The sequence below is a fragment of the Actinobacillus porcitonsillarum genome (genome assembly GCF_003101015.1).
Taxonomy (GTDB): domain Bacteria; phylum Pseudomonadota; class Gammaproteobacteria; order Enterobacterales; family Pasteurellaceae; genus Haemophilus_A; species Haemophilus_A porcitonsillarum.
Genome location: NZ_CP029206.1, coordinates 1,962,378 through 1,983,528 on the forward strand (window position 1 = coordinate 1,962,378; position 21,151 = coordinate 1,983,528).

General features: G+C 38.4%; 19 protein-coding genes. 6 read left to right on the top strand and 13 right to left on the bottom strand.

The genetic code is table 11. From position 1 onward, the window contains the following. Positions 1-27: 27 nt before the first annotated feature. From hldE to rsmA, 3 genes are all read left to right on the top strand, one after another. Complete coding sequence (hldE, locus tag DDU33_RS09485; RefSeq protein ID WP_108924868.1) at positions 28-1,455, top strand: bifunctional D-glycero-beta-D-manno-heptose-7-phosphate kinase/D-glycero-beta-D-manno-heptose 1-phosphate adenylyltransferase HldE; 1,428 nt, start codon at positions 28-30, stop codon at positions 1,453-1,455. Between the two features lie 83 nt (positions 1,456-1,538). Continuing rightward, a complete protein-coding gene (locus DDU33_RS09490) occupies positions 1,539-2,492 on the top strand; it encodes a peptidylprolyl isomerase (RefSeq protein WP_108924869.1) in 954 nt (317 codons plus the stop codon). A gap of 61 nt (positions 2,493-2,553) precedes the next feature. Continuing rightward, the gene (gene rsmA / locus DDU33_RS09495; RefSeq protein ID WP_108924870.1) at positions 2,554-3,423 is read left to right on the top strand and encodes a 16S rRNA (adenine(1518)-N(6)/adenine(1519)-N(6))-dimethyltransferase RsmA; all 870 of its coding nucleotides are present in this window, start codon (positions 2,554-2,556) and stop codon (positions 3,421-3,423) included. A 142-nt stretch (positions 3,424-3,565) separates the two neighbouring features. Here the strand turns inward: rsmA and gap are convergent, their stop codons facing one another. Continuing rightward, complete coding sequence (gene gap, locus DDU33_RS09500) at positions 3,566-4,570, bottom strand: type I glyceraldehyde-3-phosphate dehydrogenase (RefSeq protein ID WP_005821093.1); 1,005 nt, start codon at positions 4,568-4,570, stop codon at positions 3,566-3,568. Positions 4,571-4,810: 240 nt separating this feature from the next. On the opposite strand from gap, the gene msrB reads away from it, so the two are divergent. Next, positions 4,811-5,206, top strand: a complete 396-nt coding sequence (msrB, locus tag DDU33_RS09505; RefSeq protein ID WP_005821095.1) for a peptide-methionine (R)-S-oxide reductase MsrB — start codon at positions 4,811-4,813, stop codon at positions 5,204-5,206. Positions 5,207-5,259: 53 nt separating this feature from the next. Here the strand turns inward: msrB and DDU33_RS09510 are convergent, their stop codons facing one another. The 5 genes from DDU33_RS09510 to DDU33_RS09530 all read right to left on the bottom strand — a co-directional run bounded on the left by DDU33_RS09510 (position 5,260) and on the right by DDU33_RS09530 (position 10,144). Then, the gene (locus DDU33_RS09510; protein ID WP_108924871.1) at positions 5,260-5,946 is read right to left on the bottom strand and encodes an LrgB family protein; all 687 of its coding nucleotides are present in this window, start codon (positions 5,944-5,946) and stop codon (positions 5,260-5,262) included. An 11-nt stretch (positions 5,947-5,957) separates the two neighbouring features. After that, a complete protein-coding gene (locus DDU33_RS09515; protein WP_005821099.1) occupies positions 5,958-6,320 on the bottom strand; it encodes a CidA/LrgA family protein in 363 nt (120 codons plus the stop codon). A gap of 125 nt (positions 6,321-6,445) precedes the next feature. Continuing rightward, positions 6,446-8,368 (bottom strand): DNA repair helicase YoaA, encoded by a 1,923-nt coding sequence (locus tag DDU33_RS09520; RefSeq protein ID WP_108924872.1) that lies wholly within the window; start codon positions 8,366-8,368, stop codon positions 6,446-6,448. 64 nt (positions 8,369-8,432) lie between these two features. Continuing rightward, entirely contained in the window at positions 8,433-9,230 is a 798-nt protein-coding gene (locus tag DDU33_RS09525; protein WP_005821102.1) for an ABC transporter ATP-binding protein, read from the bottom strand. Further along, complete coding sequence (locus DDU33_RS09530; protein WP_108924873.1) at positions 9,230-10,144, bottom strand: ABC transporter permease; 915 nt, start codon at positions 10,142-10,144, stop codon at positions 9,230-9,232. Before DDU33_RS09530 ends, DDU33_RS09525 begins: the two co-directional genes overlap by 1 nt. 161 nt (positions 10,145-10,305) lie before the next feature. On the opposite strand from DDU33_RS09530, the gene DDU33_RS09535 reads away from it, so the two are divergent. Next, entirely contained in the window at positions 10,306-11,070 is a 765-nt protein-coding gene (locus DDU33_RS09535; RefSeq protein WP_005821107.1) for a TOBE domain-containing protein, read from the top strand. An 87-nt stretch (positions 11,071-11,157) separates the two neighbouring features. Here the strand turns inward: DDU33_RS09535 and uvrA are convergent, their stop codons facing one another. After that, a complete protein-coding gene (uvrA, locus tag DDU33_RS09540) occupies positions 11,158-13,986 on the bottom strand; it encodes an excinuclease ABC subunit UvrA (RefSeq protein ID WP_108924874.1) in 2,829 nt (942 codons plus the stop codon). A gap of 147 nt (positions 13,987-14,133) precedes the next feature. On the opposite strand from uvrA, the gene DDU33_RS09545 reads away from it, so the two are divergent. Then, positions 14,134-14,661, top strand: a complete 528-nt coding sequence (locus tag DDU33_RS09545) for a single-stranded DNA-binding protein (RefSeq protein WP_108924875.1) — start codon at positions 14,134-14,136, stop codon at positions 14,659-14,661. A 55-nt stretch (positions 14,662-14,716) separates the two neighbouring features. Here the strand turns inward: DDU33_RS09545 and sodC are convergent, their stop codons facing one another. The 6 genes from sodC to DDU33_RS09575 all read right to left on the bottom strand — a co-directional run bounded on the left by sodC (position 14,717) and on the right by DDU33_RS09575 (position 20,984). Next, on the bottom strand, positions 14,717-15,256 hold the full coding sequence (sodC, locus tag DDU33_RS09550; protein ID WP_108924876.1) for a superoxide dismutase family protein: 540 nt from the start codon (positions 15,254-15,256) through the stop codon (positions 14,717-14,719). A 159-nt stretch (positions 15,257-15,415) separates the two neighbouring features. Continuing rightward, complete coding sequence (locus DDU33_RS09555) at positions 15,416-16,450, bottom strand: peptide ABC transporter ATP-binding protein (RefSeq protein WP_108924877.1); 1,035 nt, start codon at positions 16,448-16,450, stop codon at positions 15,416-15,418. Positions 16,451-16,467: 17 nt separating this feature from the next. Further along, a complete protein-coding gene (locus DDU33_RS09560; RefSeq protein WP_005824308.1) occupies positions 16,468-17,367 on the bottom strand; it encodes an ABC transporter permease subunit in 900 nt (299 codons plus the stop codon). Further along, positions 17,357-18,319: an ABC transporter permease gene (locus tag DDU33_RS09565; RefSeq protein ID WP_108924878.1), complete on the bottom strand. Its 963-nt coding sequence runs from the start codon at positions 18,317-18,319 to the stop codon at positions 17,357-17,359. Before DDU33_RS09565 ends, DDU33_RS09560 begins: the two co-directional genes overlap by 11 nt. 7 nt (positions 18,320-18,326) lie before the next feature. Then, on the bottom strand, positions 18,327-20,009 hold the full coding sequence (locus DDU33_RS09570) for an ABC transporter substrate-binding protein (protein ID WP_108924879.1): 1,683 nt from the start codon (positions 20,007-20,009) through the stop codon (positions 18,327-18,329). A gap of 12 nt (positions 20,010-20,021) precedes the next feature. Continuing rightward, complete coding sequence (locus tag DDU33_RS09575) at positions 20,022-20,984, bottom strand: sigma 54-interacting transcriptional regulator (RefSeq protein ID WP_108924880.1); 963 nt, start codon at positions 20,982-20,984, stop codon at positions 20,022-20,024. Positions 20,985-21,151: the final 167 nt, after the last annotated feature.

Sequence of the window (21,151 nt, forward strand, 5' to 3'; positions counted from 1 at the left end):
ATTTTAAAATAAGAGAGATGTAAATACATGATGCAATACTCCCCTAAATTTAATCAAGCTAAAGTATTAGTGCTTGGTGATGTAATGCTAGATCGCTACTGGTTTGGTGCAACGAATCGTATTTCGCCGGAAGCACCTGTTCCGGTGGTAAAGGTTCAGGATATTGAAGAGCGTGCCGGTGGTGCTGCGAACGTTGCAATGAACATTGCAAGTTTGAATGTGCCAGTAGCTTTACATGGTTTAATTGGTCAAGATGATGCAGGAAATGCATTAGATAAACTGCTGAACTCGCACAATATTCAAAATCATTGTGTTGCATTAACCACACATCCAACCATTACGAAATTGCGTATTCTTTCTCGTCATCAACAATTATTGCGTTTAGATTTTGAGGAAGGATTCCATAATGTTGAAAGCCGTGATTTATTAAATAAATTAGCGCAAAACATTCTGGACTACGGAGCCTTAATTCTTTCAGATTACGGTAAGGGCACTTTAGAATCTGTCCAAGAGATGATTCAAATTGCTCGTAAAGCTAATGTGCCTGTGTTGATCGACCCGAAAGGCACTGATTTTGAGCGTTATCGTGGTGCAACGCTTTTAACACCTAATATGTCTGAGTTCGAAGCCGTTGTTGGTCATTGTAAAGACGATGATGACATTGTCGCTAAAGGTTTGAAAATGATTGCAGACTTTGACTTGACAGCATTATTGGTAACTCGTTCTGAAAAAGGGATGACATTAATTCGTCCAAATCAAGCGCCTTACCACTTACCTACACAAGCAAAAGAAGTTTATGATGTAACAGGTGCCGGCGATACAGTCATTAGTGTTTTAGCGACAGCTATTGCTGATGGTCGACCTTTTGAAGAAGCATGTTACTTAGCCAATGCAGCGGCTGGTGTAGTTGTTGGTAAATTAGGAACATCTACGGTAAGCCCTGTTGAATTAGAAAATGCGATCCACCAACGTGCAACAACCGGTTTTGGCATTGTGTCTGAAGCAGAATTAAAAGCGATAGTTGAAGAAGCTAAAAAACGCGGCGAGAAAATCGTGATGACAAACGGCTGTTTTGATATTCTTCATCCTGGACATGTTTCTTATTTAGAGAATGCACGTAAATTAGGCGATCGTTTAATTGTGGCGGTTAATACAGATGACTCTGTTAAACGCTTAAAAGGCGAAGCTCGTCCAATTAACGAACTTGATGCGCGCATGGCTGTGCTAGCAGGACTCTCTTCTGTTGATTGGGTTGTAGCATTTAACGAAGATACACCTCAACGCTTAATTGGCGAAATTTTACCAAATCTTCTTGTTAAAGGCGGGGACTATAAACCTGAAGACATTGCAGGTGCAAAAGAAGTCATTAACAACGGAGGCGAAGTTCAGGTATTGAATTTTGAAAATGGCTGTTCTACCACAAATGTGATTAAAAAGATTCAATCTTTAGCATAATGGTATTATATCTAAGTGAACCTTTTAGTATAATCAAACTCTAAAATGACAATTTTAGTGTTTACACAAGTAGGAAAAGAAAAATGAAATTTACCTCAGCCAAATCTTTATTGGTGGCATTTGTTGCGACATTAGGCTTATCTCAGTCTCTTTTGGCTGCCGAAGAACGTGTTGTTGCAACCGTTGATGGCAATATGATTATGGAAAGCCAAGTGACCCGAGCATTAGGGAAAAAAGCAAATACGGAAGCAAATCGTAAAGCAGCCCTTGAAAACGTCATTGATGATTTTCTTGTTCAAAAAGCAATTAAACAATCGGGCGTAAAAGTGGATTATCGCCGAGTAGATCAAGCGATTGAAGAAATTGCAGCACGTAATGGTTTAACCTATGGTCAATTACTTGATGCGTTAGACTATCAAGGTATTACTTTAAATCAATATCGCCAACAAATTGCGCAACAAATGATGATGGAAGCAGTACGCCATCAAAGTATTGGCAAATCAATTCAGGTAAACCCTGAAGATGTTCGAGCTCAAGCGCAAGCACTTATGGCAAAAGATAAAGCAGCAGGTAAATTAAAATCTGTATCCGGCACAGAACCTCGTATCAGCCATATTCTGATTAAAACAACGCCTGTACTCAACGATACTCAAGCTAAAGCTAAATTAAATAGCATCATTGCGGATATTAAAGCGGGTAAAACAACCTTTGAAGAAGCTGCAAAAGCAAATTCTGTGGATTATGTTTCTGCTGCTGATGGTGGTGACTTAGGATTTAATTTCTTAGATATCTATGATCCTGCATTTGCTAATGCCGCAGCAAAAGCAAAACAAGGTCAAATTACCGCACCGTTTAAATCACAATTTGGTTGGCACATTCTGAAAGTAACCGATTCTCGTCAAGGCGATAGAACGGAAGATGCTTATGCTCAAAGAGCGTACGAGCAACTTGCTAATCAACAAGCTGAGGCAGCTTCTAAAGATTGGGTAAAAGCATTAAGAAAAACAGCTAATATCCAATATGTAAATGTAAAATAAATTTTCTCATTTCAAGAACCTCGCCTAAGCGGGGTTCTTTCATTATTTAATAAGGACAAAAATGAGTCATATTAACTCTAAAAAACACCTTGGTCATACTGCTCGTAAACGATTTGGTCAGAACTTCTTACACGATATGAATATTATCCACGGTATTGTTTCTGCCATCAATCCTAAGAATGGACAATATTTATTAGAAATTGGACCGGGTTTAGGTGCATTAACGGAACCTGTTGCAGAACTTGTTGATAAGCTAACTGTTGTGGAATTAGACAGAGATTTAGCAGAGCGTTTAAGACACCACCCATTTTTAAATCATAAGCTTACGATCATTGAACAAGATGCGCTTCGTTTCAATTTCCGTGAGTATTTTGAAAGTTTAGATTTGAAAGAAGATGAAGGCGTACGTGTATTCGGTAACTTACCTTATAATATTTCAACACCATTAATGTTTCATCTCTTTAAATTCCATGATCTTATTCAAGATATGCACTTTATGTTGCAAAAAGAGGTGGTTAAACGTTTATGTGCCGCACCAAACAGCAAAGCCTATGGTCGCTTAACTATTATGGCACAATATTATTGTCAAGTTATGCCTGTATTGGAAGTGCCTCCAACTGCATTCAAACCAGCACCTAAAGTGGATTCAGCCGTTGTTAGACTTGTGCCACATAAACAAATACCACACCCGGTTAAAGACGTTTATTGGTTAAACAGAGTAACAACTCAAGCATTTAATCAGCGTAGAAAAACATTACGTAATGCATTATCTACATTATTTTCAGTGGAACAATTAGAAACTCTTGGTATTGATTTAAATGCTCGTGCAGAAAATTTAAGCATTGCTGATTATGCACGTTTAGCCAACTGGCTCTGCGATAATCCACCATTAGTGGACAAAGATATTGAGTTGGTTGATGAAGATATTTAAATTTAAATAGAATCATAATAAGGTAGGCTATTTGCTTACCTTATTTTTTATCTAAAACATCTCAACGTTTCCTTCATAAAAGGATAAAAAAACGCTCTACCGAAGTAGAGCGTTAATTTTTAATATTTATTCAAAAACTAGATTAGCCTTTGTAGTTGTGTACTAATGCAACTAAGTCTAATACTTTGTTTGAGTAACCAGTTTCGTTATCGTACCAAGATACTAATTTAACGAAAGTATCTGTTAATGCGATACCTGCTGCTGCATCAAATACAGAAGTTTCTGTTGCACCGTTGAAGTCAGTAGAAACTACTGCATCTTCTGTGTAACCTAAAACGCCTTTCATTTCATTTTCTGAAGCACGTTTGATTTCTGCACAGATTTCAGCGTAAGTTGCTGGTTTTTCTAAGTTTACTGTTAAGTCAACTACAGATACGTTTGCTGTAGGAACGCGGAACGCCATACCAGTTAATTTACCGTTTAATGCTGGTAATACTTTACCTACTGCTTTCGCTGCACCTGTTGATGAAGGAATGATGTTTTGTGAAGCACCACGACCACCACGCCAGTCTTTCGCTGAAGGACCATCTACTGTTTTTTGTGTTGCAGTAGTTGCGTGAACAGTTGTCATTAAACCTTCTTTAATACCGAATTTCTCGTGAATAACTTTTGCTAATGGTGCTAAGCAATTTGTTGTACAAGAAGCGTTAGAAACGATATCTTGACCTGCATATGCATCAAAGTTTACACCGTTTACGAACATAGGTGTGTTATCTTTAGATGGACCAGTTAAAACAACTTTTTTCGCACCAGCTGTGATGTGTTTACGTGCTGTTGCATCATCTAAGAATAAGCCAGTTGCTTCAACGGCAACATCAACACCGATTTCATCCCATTTTAAGTTTGCAGGATCACGTTCAGCAGTTACACGGATAGCTTTACCGTTTACTACTAATTGACCATCTTTAACTTCAACTGTACCATTGAAACGACCGTGTGTTGAATCGTATTTTAACATGTAAGCCATGTAATCAACATCGATTAAGTCGTTGATACCTACAACTTCGATATCATCACGTAATTGTGCTGCACGGAATACGATACGACCGATACGGCCAAAGCCGTTAATACCAATTTTAATTGCCATAGATTTTTTCACCTATATAAAAGTTAAACAAAATTGTTCTATCACTCAAAAGGAGTATCAAGATGTGCTAATTATAACACATACTGTTACCGTTTTGACAATAAAAAAGAACAGTTCTCAATATAACAGATAAATGTTCCATGATCTATGTCAAAACTTATAAAATTCTCCTTCGCTTCACGTAAAAAAATTGTAAAATACAACCGCTTATATCGTATAAATAGACGGCAAGGGGATGACATGATAAAAGATATTGATGAACTTACCGAAGAACAAGTAGAAATCTTGTTAAACAGCGGTACAGAACAGCCTTTTACGGGCAAATTTTTGAATGAAGATCGTGTAGGTACATACCGTTGTGCGAGATGCCATAATGCACTCTTTCGTTCAGATACTAAATTTGATGCGGGTTGCGGTTGGCCAAGTTTTTATGAAGCTGTTTCAGACAATGCGTTACGTTATCTTGATGATTATAGTCTAGGACGCCATCGTACAGAAATTCGTTGCGGTAATTGTGATTCACATATGGGGCATGTCTTTAATGATGGTCCTCCTCCAACAGGATTACGCTTCTGTTTAAATTCCATTGCACTTAACTTTAAATGGGATGAAACTGGCGAAGAAATTGATGGTTAATTTGTATTAGATAAAAAGCCTGAGACTTCATTTGGAGTGCCAGGCTTTTCTTTTTAATAAAATAACCAAACCGCCAATTTAAAGACCATAGGTGCAAATATCGAAGATAACACTCCACAAGCGACTAAAGCGATAGAGCTATAACTGCCTGTTTTTACACTATATTCCATACATCGCCCGGTTCCGAGTGCGTGAGAAACAGCCCCCATCGTTAAGCCAATCGCTCGTACATTTCTTACCCCAAGCCAATGTAAAACAGAAAAGCCAAACACTGAGCCTAATAATCCTGCAATCATTACGCCTACGGCTGTAACAGCAGAGCTTCCGCCAATTTGTCCTGCAATAGAAATGGCAATGGGTGTTGAAACCGATTTAGGAATAATCGTAGCTAGGATCTCTTGACTTGCACCGAACAAAACGGCAAAGAATACCCCTGTACTCATGGCAATTAAGGTGCCAAATAAAACGACCGCTGTGATAGGTTTCCATTTTTTTCTAATTTGCGGTAATTGCTCATAAAAAGGCAGAGCTAATGCAACCACTGAAACGCCTAATAAATTATTCAACGGGAAATTGCCACGATAATAATCAGAGTAAGGAATTTTCCCGATAACTAAAATCAAAATAACCAATAACAAGGCAATCAGAAAGGGATTCAAAATCGCTGAGTTTAATTTTTTGCTGATTTTTTGTCCGAGTAAAAATGCCAAAATCGTTAAAACCGAAAAAAGATAAATCATATTCCCCTCCATTATTTATAGCGATGGAAAATCCATTGTCCAAATAGCCCGATTAGCACGACAGAAAGCGATGTACTTAGTACATTAGAAAGTACAAATGACGCTAAATGCGCTTGTAAAACATCAAGATGTTCAATAATTTCGGCACAGATAGGGATAAAAAAGACGGTCATATATCGTGTGAGAGGTCTTGCACTAGGTGTTACCCATTCCACTTTGACAATACCGAGAACGAGACAGGAAAAGAGCAGTAACATTCCCCAAATACTATCGGAAATACCGATAGGTATTAAAATTGCCAATCCTTTTCCGAGATATAACATAGCAAAAAGCAAAGCGAGCGAAAGCAGGTTGCGGATTGCTTTAATAAGCATATAAGCCCCCTAATAAAAAATAAGCGGTATCATTCAACTTATTTTTTGCAAATAACAAGGTGCTTGCTATTTGCAAAAAACATCGCAAATTATACCGCTTTCAGAAGGTAAAAATTTGATTTGTCTTAATTTTTCTTTAAAAATTGAATGACTCTATCTAAATCCCTTGTTCGAGCCGAAGGGGGAAGACTTTTCAAAAAAGTAGCACCATATTGTCGTGTCACCAATCGGTTATCGCAAATAATGACGGCACCACGATCGGATATATCCCGAATTAAACGCCCTACACCTTGTTTTAAGGTTATAACCGCCTCTGGAATTTGTATGTCGTTAAAAGGATCGCCACCTTGTAAACGACAATCTTCCATTCTTGCTTTAAACAAAGGCTCGTCCGGTGAAGTAAAAGGTAATTTATCAATAATCACAAGCGATAAATCATCGCCTCGAACATCAATCCCTTCCCAAAAGCTTTGGGTTGCAACGAGTACCGAATGAGGCTCTTGGATAAATTTTTCCAATAATTTGCTTTTACTGGTTTCGCCTTGTAATAACACGTTAAGTGATGAATGTTCACGGAGAAAATCAGCCAGCCCTCGCATCATATAATAAGAGGTACAAAGTAAAAAACAACGCCCTTGATTAGCTTCAATCAGAGGCATTAACATTTGTCCGAGCGATGTTAAGGTATGAGACTTATTACTCTCAGGCAAATAGCGCGGAACGCATAATAACGATTGCGAGGCATAATCAAATGGGCTTTGCAACACCATTTGTTCTGCATTTTCAATGCCTAATCGTTGGCAAAAATGGTTAAAGTTCCCTCCCACTTCTAAGGTTGCAGACGTAAATACCCAGGCCGTTTTCTGCCCTTTCATCTGTTCGCCGAATTTATCCGCGACCGTTAAAGGCGTAATATGCAATCCGAAAGAGCGACCGTTAGCCTCAAACCAATAGCAGTAGCCTGTAATGGTAGTATCGCCAAATTTTTTTAATAACAATTTTATTTCAGCTAAGCGTTCAAAAATTTTATCCAATGTTTCTGAACGTCCTAATGATTTTTTGGCAATTTCACTTAAAAAATCTATATTTTCTGCAATTTTATTTAACCCATTTACGATTTTTTGATCTGCAAATAAGTCCCTTAAGTTGCCTCGAATTTGCCCCTCTCCCCCCATCAATAAGCGGAAATCTTGGATCACTTTTTGTAGATGATCTGCCGCCTTTCCTAATTGAGCGAGATCTTTAAGTTCTGAGCGATAAACAATGTTAGTATCTTTACAAAGGTCAAATAATTGTCGAGAGGTTAAAGATTGCCCAAAGTACTGGCTGGCAATATCGGGAAGTTGATGTGCCTCATCAAAAACTACTAGCTCTGCTTCAGGAATCAGCTCGCCAAACCCGGTTTCCTTTACCGCCATATCTGCACAAAATAAGTGATGATTAACCACAACTAAATCAGCATCCATCGCTTTTTTACGAGCTTGAACCACGTGGCAATCTTTATAATTCGGACAATCACTTCCCAAACAACTTTCTGTCGTGCTGACTAACTGCGGTAAAATTGGACTATCTTCTGCAATCGTTGTACATTCGCTTAAATCGCCCGTTTTTGTTGATTGATGCCATTTTCTCACTTTAGACAGATCGCTTAAAACCGATTTATCGCCAACCACGCCCATCGCAATGAGTTGATCTAATCGTTCTAAGCAGAGATAGTTTGCTCTTCCTTTTAATAAGGCAACTTTTCCCTTATATTTCAATGCTTTTTGAATGGTCGGTAAATCACGATTAAACAGCTGATCTTGCAGGTTTTTAGATCCTGTAGAAACAATCGTTTTTTTCCCGGATAATAAGGCAGGCACTAAATAAGCAAAGGTTTTTCCCGTTCCAGTGCCGGCTTCCACCACAACGGGCGTTGCAAATTTCACGGCATTTCCGACCGCTTGCGCCATTTCTAGTTGTGCCTTTCTTGGTTTAAAACCTTTGATGTTGCTACTTAACCAGCCATCATCACTGAAAGCGTGTATAATTTTTTCACTATATTTCATATTTCTTCACTAAAAACAAAGGCACAAGCATTGCTTGTGCCTTTCTCTGATATGGATAAGAGCGTTAATTATCCAACAATAATCCGTCATCGCTTAATTGCTGATGACGATTTTTTTGGAATAACGCAAGGAGATCAGACACATCCATTTTTTTACGTTGCTCACCCGACACATCAAAAGCGACCTGCCCTTGATGTAACATAACCGTACGATCGCCATAGTCTAACGCTTGTCGCATAGAATGAGTAACCATTAGCGTTGTTAATTTTTGTTCACGAACAATTTTATCCGTTAATTGCATCACAAAATCCGTGGTTTTCGGATCTAATGCCGCCGTATGTTCATCTAATAAAAGAATATTCGATGGCTGAAGCGATGCCATAAGTAAACTTACCGCTTGGCGTTGTCCACCGGATAACCGCCCCATTTGATCCGTTAAACGGTTTTCTAAACCTAAACCAAGTAAGGCTAATTTTTCTCGGAAAATTTCACGTTGCTGGCGTTTAATCGCAAAACCTAATCCACGTTTTTGCCCACGTTGGTATGCAAGTGCCATATTTTCTTCAATGGTTAAATCTTCGCAAGTTCCAGCCATTGGATCTTGAAAAACGCGAGCCACTGAATTAGCACGTTGCCAAACGCTATGCTGATTGACATTTTTACCCTGAATAAGGATTTCGCCTCGATCAACCATACAATCGCCACTAATCGCATTTAATAGCGTAGATTTACCGGCTCCGTTGCTACCAATCACAGAAACAAATTCGCCTTCAGCAACATTTAAAGAAAGCCCTCTTAATACAGGATTTTCAATTGCCGTGCCTTTATTAAAGGTAATGAATAAATTTTTCAGTTCGATCATCATTTCCCCCGAGAGGCTAACCAACGTTGCTTCATTTTTGGTAATACTAACACAAAAACGACTAAAAGTGCTGTAATTAAATTCAGATCTTGAGGTCCAAATCCAATGGTATTTAAGGTTTCATTGTTTAAAGCTAAAGCGATAAAGGCACGATATAAGATAGAACCGATAATTACCGCCGTCGTTAGCCAAACAATGCGTTTTGCAGAAAAAATAGCCTCCCCAATGATTACGGCAGCTAAGCCGATAACAATTGTCCCTACGCCGATAGAAATATCAACACCGCCATTGCTCTGTACATATAATGCACCGGCTAAAGCAATTAAGCCATTTGAGATCGCCATTCCGAGTATCGTCATTTTATTGATTGCAATCCCTTGAGCTTTTGCCATTCGAGGGTTAGTCCCTGTTGCCCGAACTGCTAAACCAATTTGGGTAGAAAAGAACAAATCAAATAAAATTTTAGCCACGATAACAACTAACGCTGCCATTGCTAAACGAACTAATGCCAGTTGAAAATCTGTTTCAATTGGCATGACATCATAAATGGTCGCTTCGCCTAATAAGGCTAAATTAGGCATTCCCATAATACGCAAATTGATGGAGTAAAGCGCAATCATCATCAAAATACTTGATAATAATTTTTCAATTTTAAATCCGATATAAAGTGTTGCCGTAATCACACCAGCAAATGCCCCAGCAAACATTCCAAATAAGGTTGCCAGCCAAGGATCGATTTGATTAAGAATACACACAACACAAACAGCCCCTCCTAATGGAAAAGAACCGTCTGCAGTTAAATCCGGAAAATCCAAAATTTTATATGAAATTAACACACCTAAAGCAACAAGGGCATAAATTAACCCAAGTTCTAATGCGCCTAATAAAGCAATGTTGCTAAAAATATCACTCATCATATTCGCTACAAAATCAGTAAAAATCTTGCACTATTATACTAGTACAAACCTCGCTGTGTAAATGCCTTTGCCGAAATTATATTGATCAAATCTGTGCTAACTGCTTGTATTTCATATAAAATACGTAGCTAATATCAAAATTTAACTGGAATAGTGATATGTTAAGCTCAGAAATTTTATTAACTATCAAACTAAATGAACACTTATTTGCCGATCCTCGTCGTATCGAATTATTACGCCAAATTCAAAAAATTGGCTCCATCAGTCAAGCAGCCAAATTAGCCGATGTCAGCTATAAAACTGCTTGGGATAATATTGATGCAATGAATAAATTAAGTCCCAAGCCATTACTTGAGAGAAATGTTGGCGGAAAACAAGGTGGCGGCACACGTTTAACTGCCTATGCCGAACGCTTACTTCAACTTTATGATCTCTTAAAACAGATCCAAGAAAGAGCTTTTACAATCCTTCATCAAGAAGAGGTCTCTTTAGACAACCTTTTGGTTGCCACCGCTTGTTCTTCGCTTAAAACGAGCGCTCGAAATCAATTTTTTGGCACGGTTTCTGCTATCCAAATTGATGGCATCTATGCAACTGTTTCAATCCAAGTTAAAGGTTTACCTCATCCGATTAACGCCCAAATTACACTTAAAAGTTACGAAAGGCTTGCCCTCTCTTTAGAAAAAGAAGTGATGGTTATGATCAAAGCGCCTTGGGTAAACTTAGAGTATTCATCTCATTCTGAAAATGTTTTTTCTGGGAAAATAACGCATCTGCAAAAGCAAGATGATGAAGTTGAAGTTTTAATAAATGTGAACGATATTGAATTTTGTGCCACAACCACAAAACCTGTGATGGCTAATATCGGAGAAACCATTTCATTTAGCATCGATCCTGAACAAATCATTTTAGCAACACTTTAAGATGGTCGCTTTACAAGCGGTCAAATTTCTCTCTTAATTTGCAAATCGCAAAAGAAATTTGACCGCTTGTTGAGATGGTTACACCAATTATTTTTTCAGCAAGATATCCTTCAAAAATCTCGCCGTATGTGAACCTTGATGTTTTGCAACCTCTTCCGGTGTACCCGTTGCAATAATCTGTCCACCGCCTGAACCACCTTCCGGGCCTAAATCCACAATCCAGTCTGCGGTTTTTATTACATCTAGGTTATGCTCAATCACTACAATGGTATTTCCTTGATCACGTAAACGATGTAACACGCCTAATAATTGCTTAATATCCGCAAAATGTAGCCCTGTTGTTGGTTCATCTAGGATATAGAGCGTTTTTCCTGTATCTCGTTTTGAAAGTTCGGTTGCTAATTTAACACGCTGAGCTTCCCCACCTGAAAGTGTCGTTGATGACTGCCCTAGTCGAATATAAGATAGCCCTACGTCCATCAAGGTTTGTAGTTTGCGAGCAATCGCCGGCACCGGGTCGAAAAATTCTCTGGCTTCTTCCACGGTCATATCTAATACTTGATGAATGGTTTTGCCTTTATAACGAATTTCAAGGGTTTCTCGATTGTAACGCTTACCTTTACATTGATCACAAGGCACATAAACATCAGGCAGGAAGTGCATTTCAACTTTGATTACCCCATCGCCTTGGCAAGCCTCGCAACGTCCGCCCCGTACGTTAAAGCTAAAACGACCAACATTGTAGCCTCTGGCTCGAGCTTCTTGTGTGCCGGCAAACAATTCTCGAATAGGGGTAAATAAACCTGTATAAGTTGCCGGATTTGAACGAGGCGTTCGTCCAATAGGACTTTGGTCAATATCAATGACTTTATCAAAATGAGCCAAACCTTCAATACTGTCATAAGGTGCTACATCTGTTCTTTCAGCTCGATTTAAAGCATTTTGCGCAAGTGGGAAAAGCGTATCATTGATCAAAGTTGATTTGCCTGAACCGGACACACCGGTAATACAAGTAAATAAGCCAACCGGAATATCTAGTTGCACATTTTTTAGGTTATTTCCTTTCGCTCCTTTTAACGTGAGGACTTTCTTCTCATCATAAGGAATGCGCTTCGCAGGCACTTCTATCTTCTGTTTACCAGATAAAAACTGCCCAGTAATAGAAGCTTCCACTTGCATAATTTCTTCCGCTGTGCCTTGAGCGATAATGTTCCCACCATGCACACCAGCACCCGGTCCAATATCAACAATATGATCTGCCGCTCGAATAGCATCTTCATCGTGTTCAACCACAATGACGGTATTTCCTAAATTGCGTAAATGTAATAAGGTATTCAAAAGTCGTTCATTATCACGTTGATGTAATCCGATTGAGGGCTCATCAAGCACATACATAACGCCAACTAAACCTGCGCCAATCTGGCTTGCCAAACGAATACGTTGCGCCTCGCCCCCTGACAAAGTTTCTGCTGAACGAGATAACGAAAGATAATTTAACCCGACATTCACTAAGAACTGCAAACGCTCACGGATCTCTTTTAAGATTTTTTCTGCAATTTTGGCTTTTTGCCCATTTAGCGTTAATTCTTCAAAGAAAGTTAATGCTTCCCCAATTGATTTTTCCGATACCATCGGTAAATTGGTTTTATCTAAAAATACATAACGAGCTTCTTTTCTCAAACGAGAACCGCCGCAATCCAAACAAGGACGGTTATTGATATATTTTGCCAGCTCTTCTCGAACGGCATTCGACTCCGTTTCTTTATAACGGCGAGCCATATTATTCAGTACGCCTTCAAAAGCGTGCTTACGCTTAACTTTATCGCCTCGATCATTCACATAAACAAATTCAATTTCGTCTTTTGAGCCGTTTAAAATAATTTCTTGGTGTTTTTTAGAAAGCTGATTAAATGGTTTTTCAATATCAAAACCGTAATGTTCTGCCACGGCTTTTAATAAACCAAAATAGTAAAAGCTACGGCGATCCCAGCCCTTAATCGCACCGCTTGCAAGTGAAACATCAGCATTTTGAACCACTTTTTGCGGATCAAAATACTGTTCAACGCCCAATCCATCGCAGGTTGGACAAGCACCAGCCGGGTTATTAAATGAGAATAAGCGTGGTTCTAATTCGTGTAATGAATAACCACAATGCGAGCAAGCAAAACTGGAAGAAAAGACCAATTCTTCTGCATTAGGATCGTCCATATCCGCAACAATTGCCGTTGAACCGGAAAGATCTAATGCCGTTTCAAAGGATTCCGCTAAGCGTGTTGCAATATCACTTCGTACTTTAAAGCGATCAACCACGACTTCAATGGTATGTTTTTTTTGTAATTCTAATTTAGGCGGATCGGACAAATCACAAATTTCACCATCTATTCGAGCTCGAATATAGCCATTAGCGGTCAAATTTTCTAATAATTTTACATGTTCCCCTTTTCGATCTTTCACGACAGGCGCAAGCAACATTAAACGCTTACCTTCCGGCTCTTCAAGCACACGATCAACCATCTGTGAAATCGTTTGTGCCGCTAACGGTATATCGTGATCAGGACAACGAGGATCGCCCACACGCGCAAACAGCAGACGTAAATAATCGTGAATTTCTGTTACTGTACCAACCGTAGAACGAGGGTTATGTGAGGTTGATTTTTGTTCAATAGAAATCGCCGGCGATAGCCCTTCAATATGATCAACATCAGGTTTTTCCATTAACGATAAAAATTGACGAGCATAGGCAGATAAACTTTCAACATAGCGGCGTTGCCCTTCTGCATAAAGGGTATCAAAGGCTAAAGATGATTTACCTGAGCCAGACAAGCCCGTAATCACAATAAATTTATCTCTCGGTAATGTTAGGTTTATATTTTTTAGGTTGTGGGTTCTTGCTCCACGAATATCGATTTGTTTCATGCTCCCTCACATAAAATGGGAAATAATGCTTATTATGCCATAAAAACAAAAACTGTACAAAATATCAGTTTATCCTAGCATTTTTTATTTAAAGCGGTTAGAATACGCCAAAATTTTACAAATTCATTCAGCTTAAAGAGGTTTTATATGGCGGGTATAAATAAAGTTATTATTGTTGGTAATTTAGGAAACGATCCGGAAATGCGTACAATGCCAAACGGTGAAGCCGTGGCAAATATCAGTGTCGCAACAAGCGAAAGCTGGACGGACAAAAATACAGGCGAACGCCGTGAAATCACAGAATGGCATCGTATTGTATTCTATCGCCGCCAAGCTGAAGTTGCAGGTCAGTACTTACGCAAAGGTTCACAGGTTTACGTTGAAGGACGTTTACGCACACGTAAATGGCAAGACCAAAACGGTCAAGATCGCTATACCACAGAAATTCAAGGCGATGTGCTACAAATGTTAGGCGGTCGTAATCAAGGTGGCGATTTCAGCGGCGGACAATCTTGGGGCGGTAATGCGCAAACACAACCGGCAGGCAACAATTATAATCAAGGTAATAGTGGCTATGGTTACGATCAAACTTCAGCTCCTCGTCCACAACAGACAAAACCAGCTGCACCGGCAGAACCGGTTATGAACAACTTTGATGATGATATTCCGTTCTGAGTTGTCATCAATAAGATATAAAAAACCCAGCCTTGTGCTGGGTTTTCATTTTTAGTTATTTAATCACACCACAAGCCATTCTTGCGCCGCCACCGCCTAATGGTGCTGGATGATCAGAGTGATTATCTCCACCAGCATGAATCATTAAAGCTTTACCTTTAATTTCATTTAGTGATTTTAAGCGAGGTGCTAATACTGGGTTGGTTGAATTCCCATCATGATCAACATATAACGCTGGCAAGTCACCTAAATGAGCCTCATCAGACCATGGAGCACCATGCCCTGTTGCTTTATTTGGATTCCAATGCCCTCCAGCAGCAAGGCCTGCTGTTAATTTCCCATCTTTTTCTTTAGGTTCACAACTTGGGTTTTCATGAATATGAAAACCATGTAAGCCTGCTGTTAAGCCTTTAAGCGAAGGAGTAAAAACTAAACCATATTTCGATTCTGTAATCGACACAGTTCCGGCTGCCGTATTCCCTTTTATCGGATCTAATAATTCAACATTTACCGTTAATGATTCTGCAACTTTTTCTTGAGCAGATAAAGGCAACACCGCAAATGCTAAACTTAATGTAATCAATGTTTTTTTCATAGATGTATCCTTATTTTATCTTGCCAAAATGGCTTATTGATTATGCAATGAAAAAAGTGATTCGCCAAGATATTAGTATAATTATTACATAAATTTTGCACTACAATTTTTATCCTTTCTTTATTTGCTAACCTCTATGTAACAACTGTTTTTTCTGAGTTACTCTATTTCACTGACAACAACAGGCTCAAAATCGCTCTTCTTACTGATATTCACATCTTTAAAATTAATCGGAAAATGGCAAGCAAACTCACGCTGTTTATATTTTTTTAGACTTGGTTTTTGTACACATTTTTTTTGGGCAAAAGGGCAACGAGGTCCAAGACGGCAACCTATTGGCATCTCTTGCAACATAGGCACAGATCCTTTTAACGTATTTAAACGACTTTTTACCACAAAAGGCTGTGAAAAATCAGGCATGCTGTGGATTAAAGCTGATGTATAAGGATGAAATGGTCGTTCTAAAACATCTTCTTTATTCCCCATTTCAACGGTTTGTCCACAATATAAAATATTAAATGAGTCAACCCAACTACTCATATTTTTCATATCACTACTGACGAGTAAAATTGAAGTCCCCAAGTTTTTATTCATACTTGATAATAAGCGATAGATTTGTAGTTGTGTTGTCGCTTCCATCGTATTTGTTGGCTCATCCGCCACAAGTAGTCTTGGTTGATTTGCAATTGCCATTGCGATCATCACTTTCTGAGCTTCACCTTCTGTGACATCACTAGGGTAACTTTGCATAATATCTTTATGATCACGGATACCTACTCGGTGCAATAATTCAATAGCTTTTTTCTTTTTCCAACCAAACCACTGCCACCATTTTCCTTTAAATCGAATGCTCTGAATAAGCTGTTTACCAATACTTTTACTTGGATCTAAACTCATCAAAGCATCTTGGAATACCATCGAGATTTGTTCGCCAATTAATTTTCTTCGTTGATGTGGGGAAAGTTTTAGTAGCTCAATATCATTAAAACGAAATCTATCCGCTCGGATAATCCAATCATCTTTAACGACACCACAAATCACTTTCGCAATTAAGCTTTTTCCCGAGCCGGATTCACCCACTAATCCGCAAATTTCGCCATCATCTAAGGTAAGATTGATATTATCAACCATCTTGACTCGACCATGAGGTGTATCAATTTCAATGCTAAGATGTCGGATATCTAAAAGTGCCATATCAATATAACTCCATCTTATAAGGAAACATTACGATATTTCGTAAGAACCCGAATAATGTTGTTGCTTAATAACGTAATAATTAAAATACTTAAGGTAATCGCTAATCCAGGGAGAATAATCGTCCACGGTGCAATATAAATCAGTTCCGCGGAATCTCTAATCATCGCCCCCCATTCAGGCGTACCACTTGCTGCACCTAATGCAATAAAACTTAGCGCACTAATATCCAAAATTGTAAACGCAAAATACATAGATAACTCCTTGGTCGCCACATTCATGACATTTGGTAAAATAACCTCTTTGACCAAGGTTTTATGATTGGCACCATCTAAACGTAAAGTTACCACATACTCTCGCTTAAGCTCTGCTTGAGTGACCTGATAAATTCGATGGATAAAATGAGGAAGTAACGCCAAGAAAATCGCAAACATTGCATTAATTAAACTAGGTTCCATCAATGTTGCAATAATAATCGTGATCAATAGAGCCGGAATGAACAAAAACGTATCAAATAAATGGCTTAAAAAAGAAATTGATTTTCCTTCATTTAATCCAGCCCAAATACCAATAATACCCCCTACTGTTGCAATGAGAAAACAAACCACGAGTGAAGATCCAACTGTATAATAGAACCCTGCAAGAATACGGCTAAAAATATCTCTTCCGAGATCGTCTGTTCCCATAAAATGATTAATCTGTCCTTTAGCATCCCAAGAAGGCGGCATTAGTTCTTTTCCAACAAACTGTTGGTCGGCATGATAAGGTGCAATTAAATGACCAATTAATACTAAGATCAGTAAGGCAATAAAAAGATAAAGACTAATCAATGCCGCTTTATCGTTCCTAAAACTTGACCAAAAGCGACTTATTTGATTGATTTCTCTAAATTGTTCCGGTTCTCGATTATTTTGCATACCAATCCTTTTTCTGTGAAGGGTCTAAAAGGGTTTTGATTAAACTCGTTAAAAGGTCCACAAATAAAACAAAAGAGCCGATGACCACAACGCCGGCTGAGATCGCATTATAATTTTGAATAGCTAATGCATTTACTAGCCAGCGTCCAATGCCTCCCCAGCTGAAAATATTTTCAATTAACATACCAAAAGCAAAAATAACCGTAAAATGTCGAGCGATAGTCGGAATTAATGCCGGCACAGTATTTCCTAAAACATGTGTTCGCCAAATATGAAAAGCAGAAAGTCCACGGGTTTGAGCGACTTTAATATAATTCTGCTTCAAAACATATTCTGCCCTTTCCTGCGTAAAACGCATGACTTCTAGGGTAGAAGGAATACCTAAGACTAAGGTTGGCAAAACCAAATGGTGTAATGCACTCTGTATCATTTTAAGTTTATATGGTGAATCCGTAGAAAAAATATCTAAAATCCGAAACCCTGTAAGCGGTTGAATTTCATAAATAGGATGCAATTCCCCCACGGAAGCAATTCCCCAGTGGTTTATTGAAGCATAATAGAGCAATAATAATGCTAACCAAAATACAGGAACGGCTAAACTTAGCGAACCTGCAACGGTTAAAAGTTTTCCGATGGTTGTTTTACGAATATAGGCAACAAAGAATCCTAACGGAATCCCCAGCAAGAGGGAAAGCAACAATGCCGATAAACACAATGTAATTGTCGCCGGAAATACGCTTAATACTTGAGCTGTAAGCGGTTCACCATTGCTATAACTGATCCCTAAATCAGCATGCAACAGTCCTTCAACATATTTAAAATAGCCTAATATAATTGAGTCATTACCTAAAGAATTCAGTGGATCTCGTAAAAGAATACTGTAACTGATTAAAGAAAGGATGCTCAATGTAATTAGCGTTAAGAAACATTTACGACATAAAGCTAATAACATAATGAAATTAATTTTGTTTATTTATTTTTAACCGAAGATCAGCCAAACGAACTTGTCCATAAGGGCTTACTTCAACATTATCCACGCGATCATTAACCAATAACAACCGCTTTGTATTAACAATCGGGATAATTGGTACTTCAGAAGCAATTTTACTTTGCATGAGCTGATACATTGTATCTCTAACCTTCACATTTTTGCTTAATTTTGCAATGTTTAGCCAGAAATCAAATATAGGACGACACCAATTCGCCAAGTTAGTCATATCATATTGTGATGCACAAGAAAGAATTGGTGCGAGAAAGCCATTTGGATCAGAATTATTCGCTAACCACCCTGTTAAAATTAAATCATAATCTGCATTACCGATATCATTTTGTTGAATCACATAAGTCCGACTAACTGCTTTTAATTGAACCTCAATACCTTGCTGTGCTAACGCACTTTTTATCATTTCAGCCATTTTCATCGGATGCAAATTAAATACTCTTTTCTCATCAACAACCCAGAAAACGAGAGGCTTTTGCACTCTTTGAGGTTTAAATGAAACATCAAAATTGCCTTTAGAGTAAGCCTGTTGCCACAATGTTTTAGGCAAAATCTGTTCTGCAGCACTCGCACTCCCGAAAAAGAGTTTATCTGCAATACGTTTACGATCAATCGCCTTTGAAATTTGCTGGCGTAATGCGAGATCTTGCACCGCTGGGCGCTGCATATTAAATGCAATAAATGCCAAATTAGCACCATCATTCTCAACAATTTGTGAAGGTTTTACTTGTGTAAGTTGGCTAGGTTCTGGAAATGCCACGATATCACATTCTTTATTCAAAAATTTAGCCATTCTCCCTGTCCCATCGGAAGAAAAATCCACAACGATATTCCCCACCTTAGCCTTTTTTCCCCAATAATGAGGATTAGGCTGCAACCGAATATAATCATTTTGCGTATAGCTCACTAGTTGATATACCCCCGTTCCTACGGGTAACGTATCAAGCTGAGATAAGTTTTCGTCTGCATTTAATTGCAAAGCATATTCTTTCGATAAAATAACTGCATATTGGCTTGCTAAGTGTGAAAGTAATGCATGATCAGGCTCTGCCAATTCAATTTTAACAGTCATATTGTTTACTGCCGAAACACGCGCAATTTTTTTCTTTAATGCAATACTTTCAAAATAAGGAAAATGAACTAAATTCGCTTTATTTCTGTACGCTCTTTCTTGAGTTTGATGGAAAGCGCTTCCGTCATCGCTCACTCGGTTTAACGCGGGCAAATCACCGACAAGCCCCATCATCCGATTTAAAGAGAAAATCACATCTTCGGCATTTAATTTTCGAGTCGGAGTGAACCATTTTGTAGAATGAAATGCGACATTTTTACGAAGATATAAGGTAATTACCTTCCCATCATCGCTAATACTATATCTTTCCGCTAAAGCCGGTTTTAACTTATTTGAAGATGGCTCTAGCTCAAATAATTTATCGTAAATTTGGTCTGTTACCACATTCATATTTGCCCCCATATCTGCTGTTTGCGGATTGAAAGAAAAGCCAAACCCATTCGTACAATAAATAAGGCTTTGGTTATATAACTCACTTGGAATACGGGGGGCAGCAAAAATTTTAATGCTCAAACAAATACATGTAAAAAAAGCGAAAAATTTAACCGCTTGTCGATGAAAACTATACATTCTTTTCTTACTCTATTCTGGTTTACCAATCCCATAAACACGTAATTTATTGGCTACTGCTGTATGAGAAATCCCTAGCCTTTGTGCCAATTTACGTGTACTTGGATATTCTGCATAAAACTTACGTAACAATGCGGCTTCATATTCAGCCATAAGTTCATCTAATGTCCCCGTTTCAGGTAACGAAACAACCGAAGAGCCCGAAGATTGACTTGGTAAATTGAGATCTTTAGGCGAAAGGCGGTAACTATGCGATAAAGTACAAGCTCGATAAATCGTATTATAAAGTTCACGTAAATTGCCAGCCCAATGATAATGACGCAACGCATCTAAAAAGTCTTGATCATATTCAAGTTTACTAATCCCTAATTGTTTACAACTTTCTTCGATAAAATGTTCCGCTAACAAAGGCAGATCAACCAATCTTTCTCGTAAAGGTGGTAATGTTAATGTCAAAACATTTAAGCGATAATAAAGATCTTCTCTTACACGACCTTCTGCCACAAGCTGTTCTAACGGTTTTTGACTTGTACAAATCACACGAACATTCACTGAAATTTCTTGATCTGCGCCCACACGGCGAAAAGAACCATCATTCATAAAGCGTAATAACTTTGCTTGCATTTCAAGTGATAGTTCCGCAATGCCATCAAGTAAAACCGTACCGCCATTGGCATATTCAAAGAAGCCTATACTTTCTTTACCGCCACCATGATGACCAAACATCTCTGTTTCCGCCTCATCTTCTGGCAACCCTGCACAATTTACTGCAATAAATTTTTGATCACGACGTTGGCTAAATTGATGACAAGCCTTTGCCATTAAATCTTTCCCGGTTCCTGTTTCACCTTGAATTAATAAAGGGGCATTTAAAGGCGCAAATTTTTTTGCCTGCTCAATGACCGCTAACATTTCCGGCGATTGCGTTAAAACTTGATCAAATGGCTGATTAAAAATTGATTGCTGCGTACTCATATCAAAATGTCCATAATATAGTCATGCCTAAATCATACTCTTAAAACATCTAGTTGGAAAGTTTTGTTTACAGATTTACATAAACATTTCCTGATAAATTTCTATTTACAATAAGCTTTTGATCTTCTAGACTTTATCCGCTTTAACAAGCGGTCATTTTCTCTGAC

Coding starts and splice junctions, on each gene's coding strand:
- hldE (WP_108924868.1), top strand. CDS start 28: ATGATGCAATACTCCCCTAAATTTAATCAAGCTAAAGTATTAGTGCTT.
- DDU33_RS09515 (WP_005821099.1), bottom strand. CDS start 6,320: ATGCTTATTAAAGCAATCCGCAACCTGCTTTCGCTCGCTTTGCTTTTT.
- DDU33_RS09510 (WP_108924871.1), bottom strand. CDS start 5,946: ATGATTTATCTTTTTTCGGTTTTAACGATTTTGGCATTTTTACTCGGA.
- DDU33_RS09535 (WP_005821107.1), top strand. CDS start 10,306: ATGTTAAGCTCAGAAATTTTATTAACTATCAAACTAAATGAACACTTA.
- uvrA (WP_108924874.1), bottom strand. CDS start 13,986: ATGAAACAAATCGATATTCGTGGAGCAAGAACCCACAACCTAAAAAAT.
- DDU33_RS09520 (WP_108924872.1), bottom strand. CDS start 8,368: ATGAAATATAGTGAAAAAATTATACACGCTTTCAGTGATGATGGCTGG.
- msrB (WP_005821095.1), top strand. CDS start 4,811: ATGATAAAAGATATTGATGAACTTACCGAAGAACAAGTAGAAATCTTG.
- DDU33_RS09560 (WP_005824308.1), bottom strand. CDS start 17,367: ATGCAAAATAATCGAGAACCGGAACAATTTAGAGAAATCAATCAAATA.
- rsmA (WP_108924870.1), top strand. CDS start 2,554: ATGAGTCATATTAACTCTAAAAAACACCTTGGTCATACTGCTCGTAAA.
- DDU33_RS09525 (WP_005821102.1), bottom strand. CDS start 9,230: ATGATCGAACTGAAAAATTTATTCATTACCTTTAATAAAGGCACGGCA.
- DDU33_RS09530 (WP_108924873.1), bottom strand. CDS start 10,144: ATGAGTGATATTTTTAGCAACATTGCTTTATTAGGCGCATTAGAACTT.
- DDU33_RS09565 (WP_108924878.1), bottom strand. CDS start 18,319: ATGTTATTAGCTTTATGTCGTAAATGTTTCTTAACGCTAATTACATTG.
- DDU33_RS09570 (WP_108924879.1), bottom strand. CDS start 20,009: ATGTATAGTTTTCATCGACAAGCGGTTAAATTTTTCGCTTTTTTTACA.
- DDU33_RS09555 (WP_108924877.1), bottom strand. CDS start 16,450: ATGGCACTTTTAGATATCCGACATCTTAGCATTGAAATTGATACACCT.
- DDU33_RS09575 (WP_108924880.1), bottom strand. CDS start 20,984: ATGAGTACGCAGCAATCAATTTTTAATCAGCCATTTGATCAAGTTTTA.
- DDU33_RS09545 (WP_108924875.1), top strand. CDS start 14,134: ATGGCGGGTATAAATAAAGTTATTATTGTTGGTAATTTAGGAAACGAT.
- sodC (WP_108924876.1), bottom strand. CDS start 15,256: ATGAAAAAAACATTGATTACATTAAGTTTAGCATTTGCGGTGTTGCCT.
- gap (WP_005821093.1), bottom strand. CDS start 4,570: ATGGCAATTAAAATTGGTATTAACGGCTTTGGCCGTATCGGTCGTATC.
- DDU33_RS09490 (WP_108924869.1), top strand. CDS start 1,539: ATGAAATTTACCTCAGCCAAATCTTTATTGGTGGCATTTGTTGCGACA.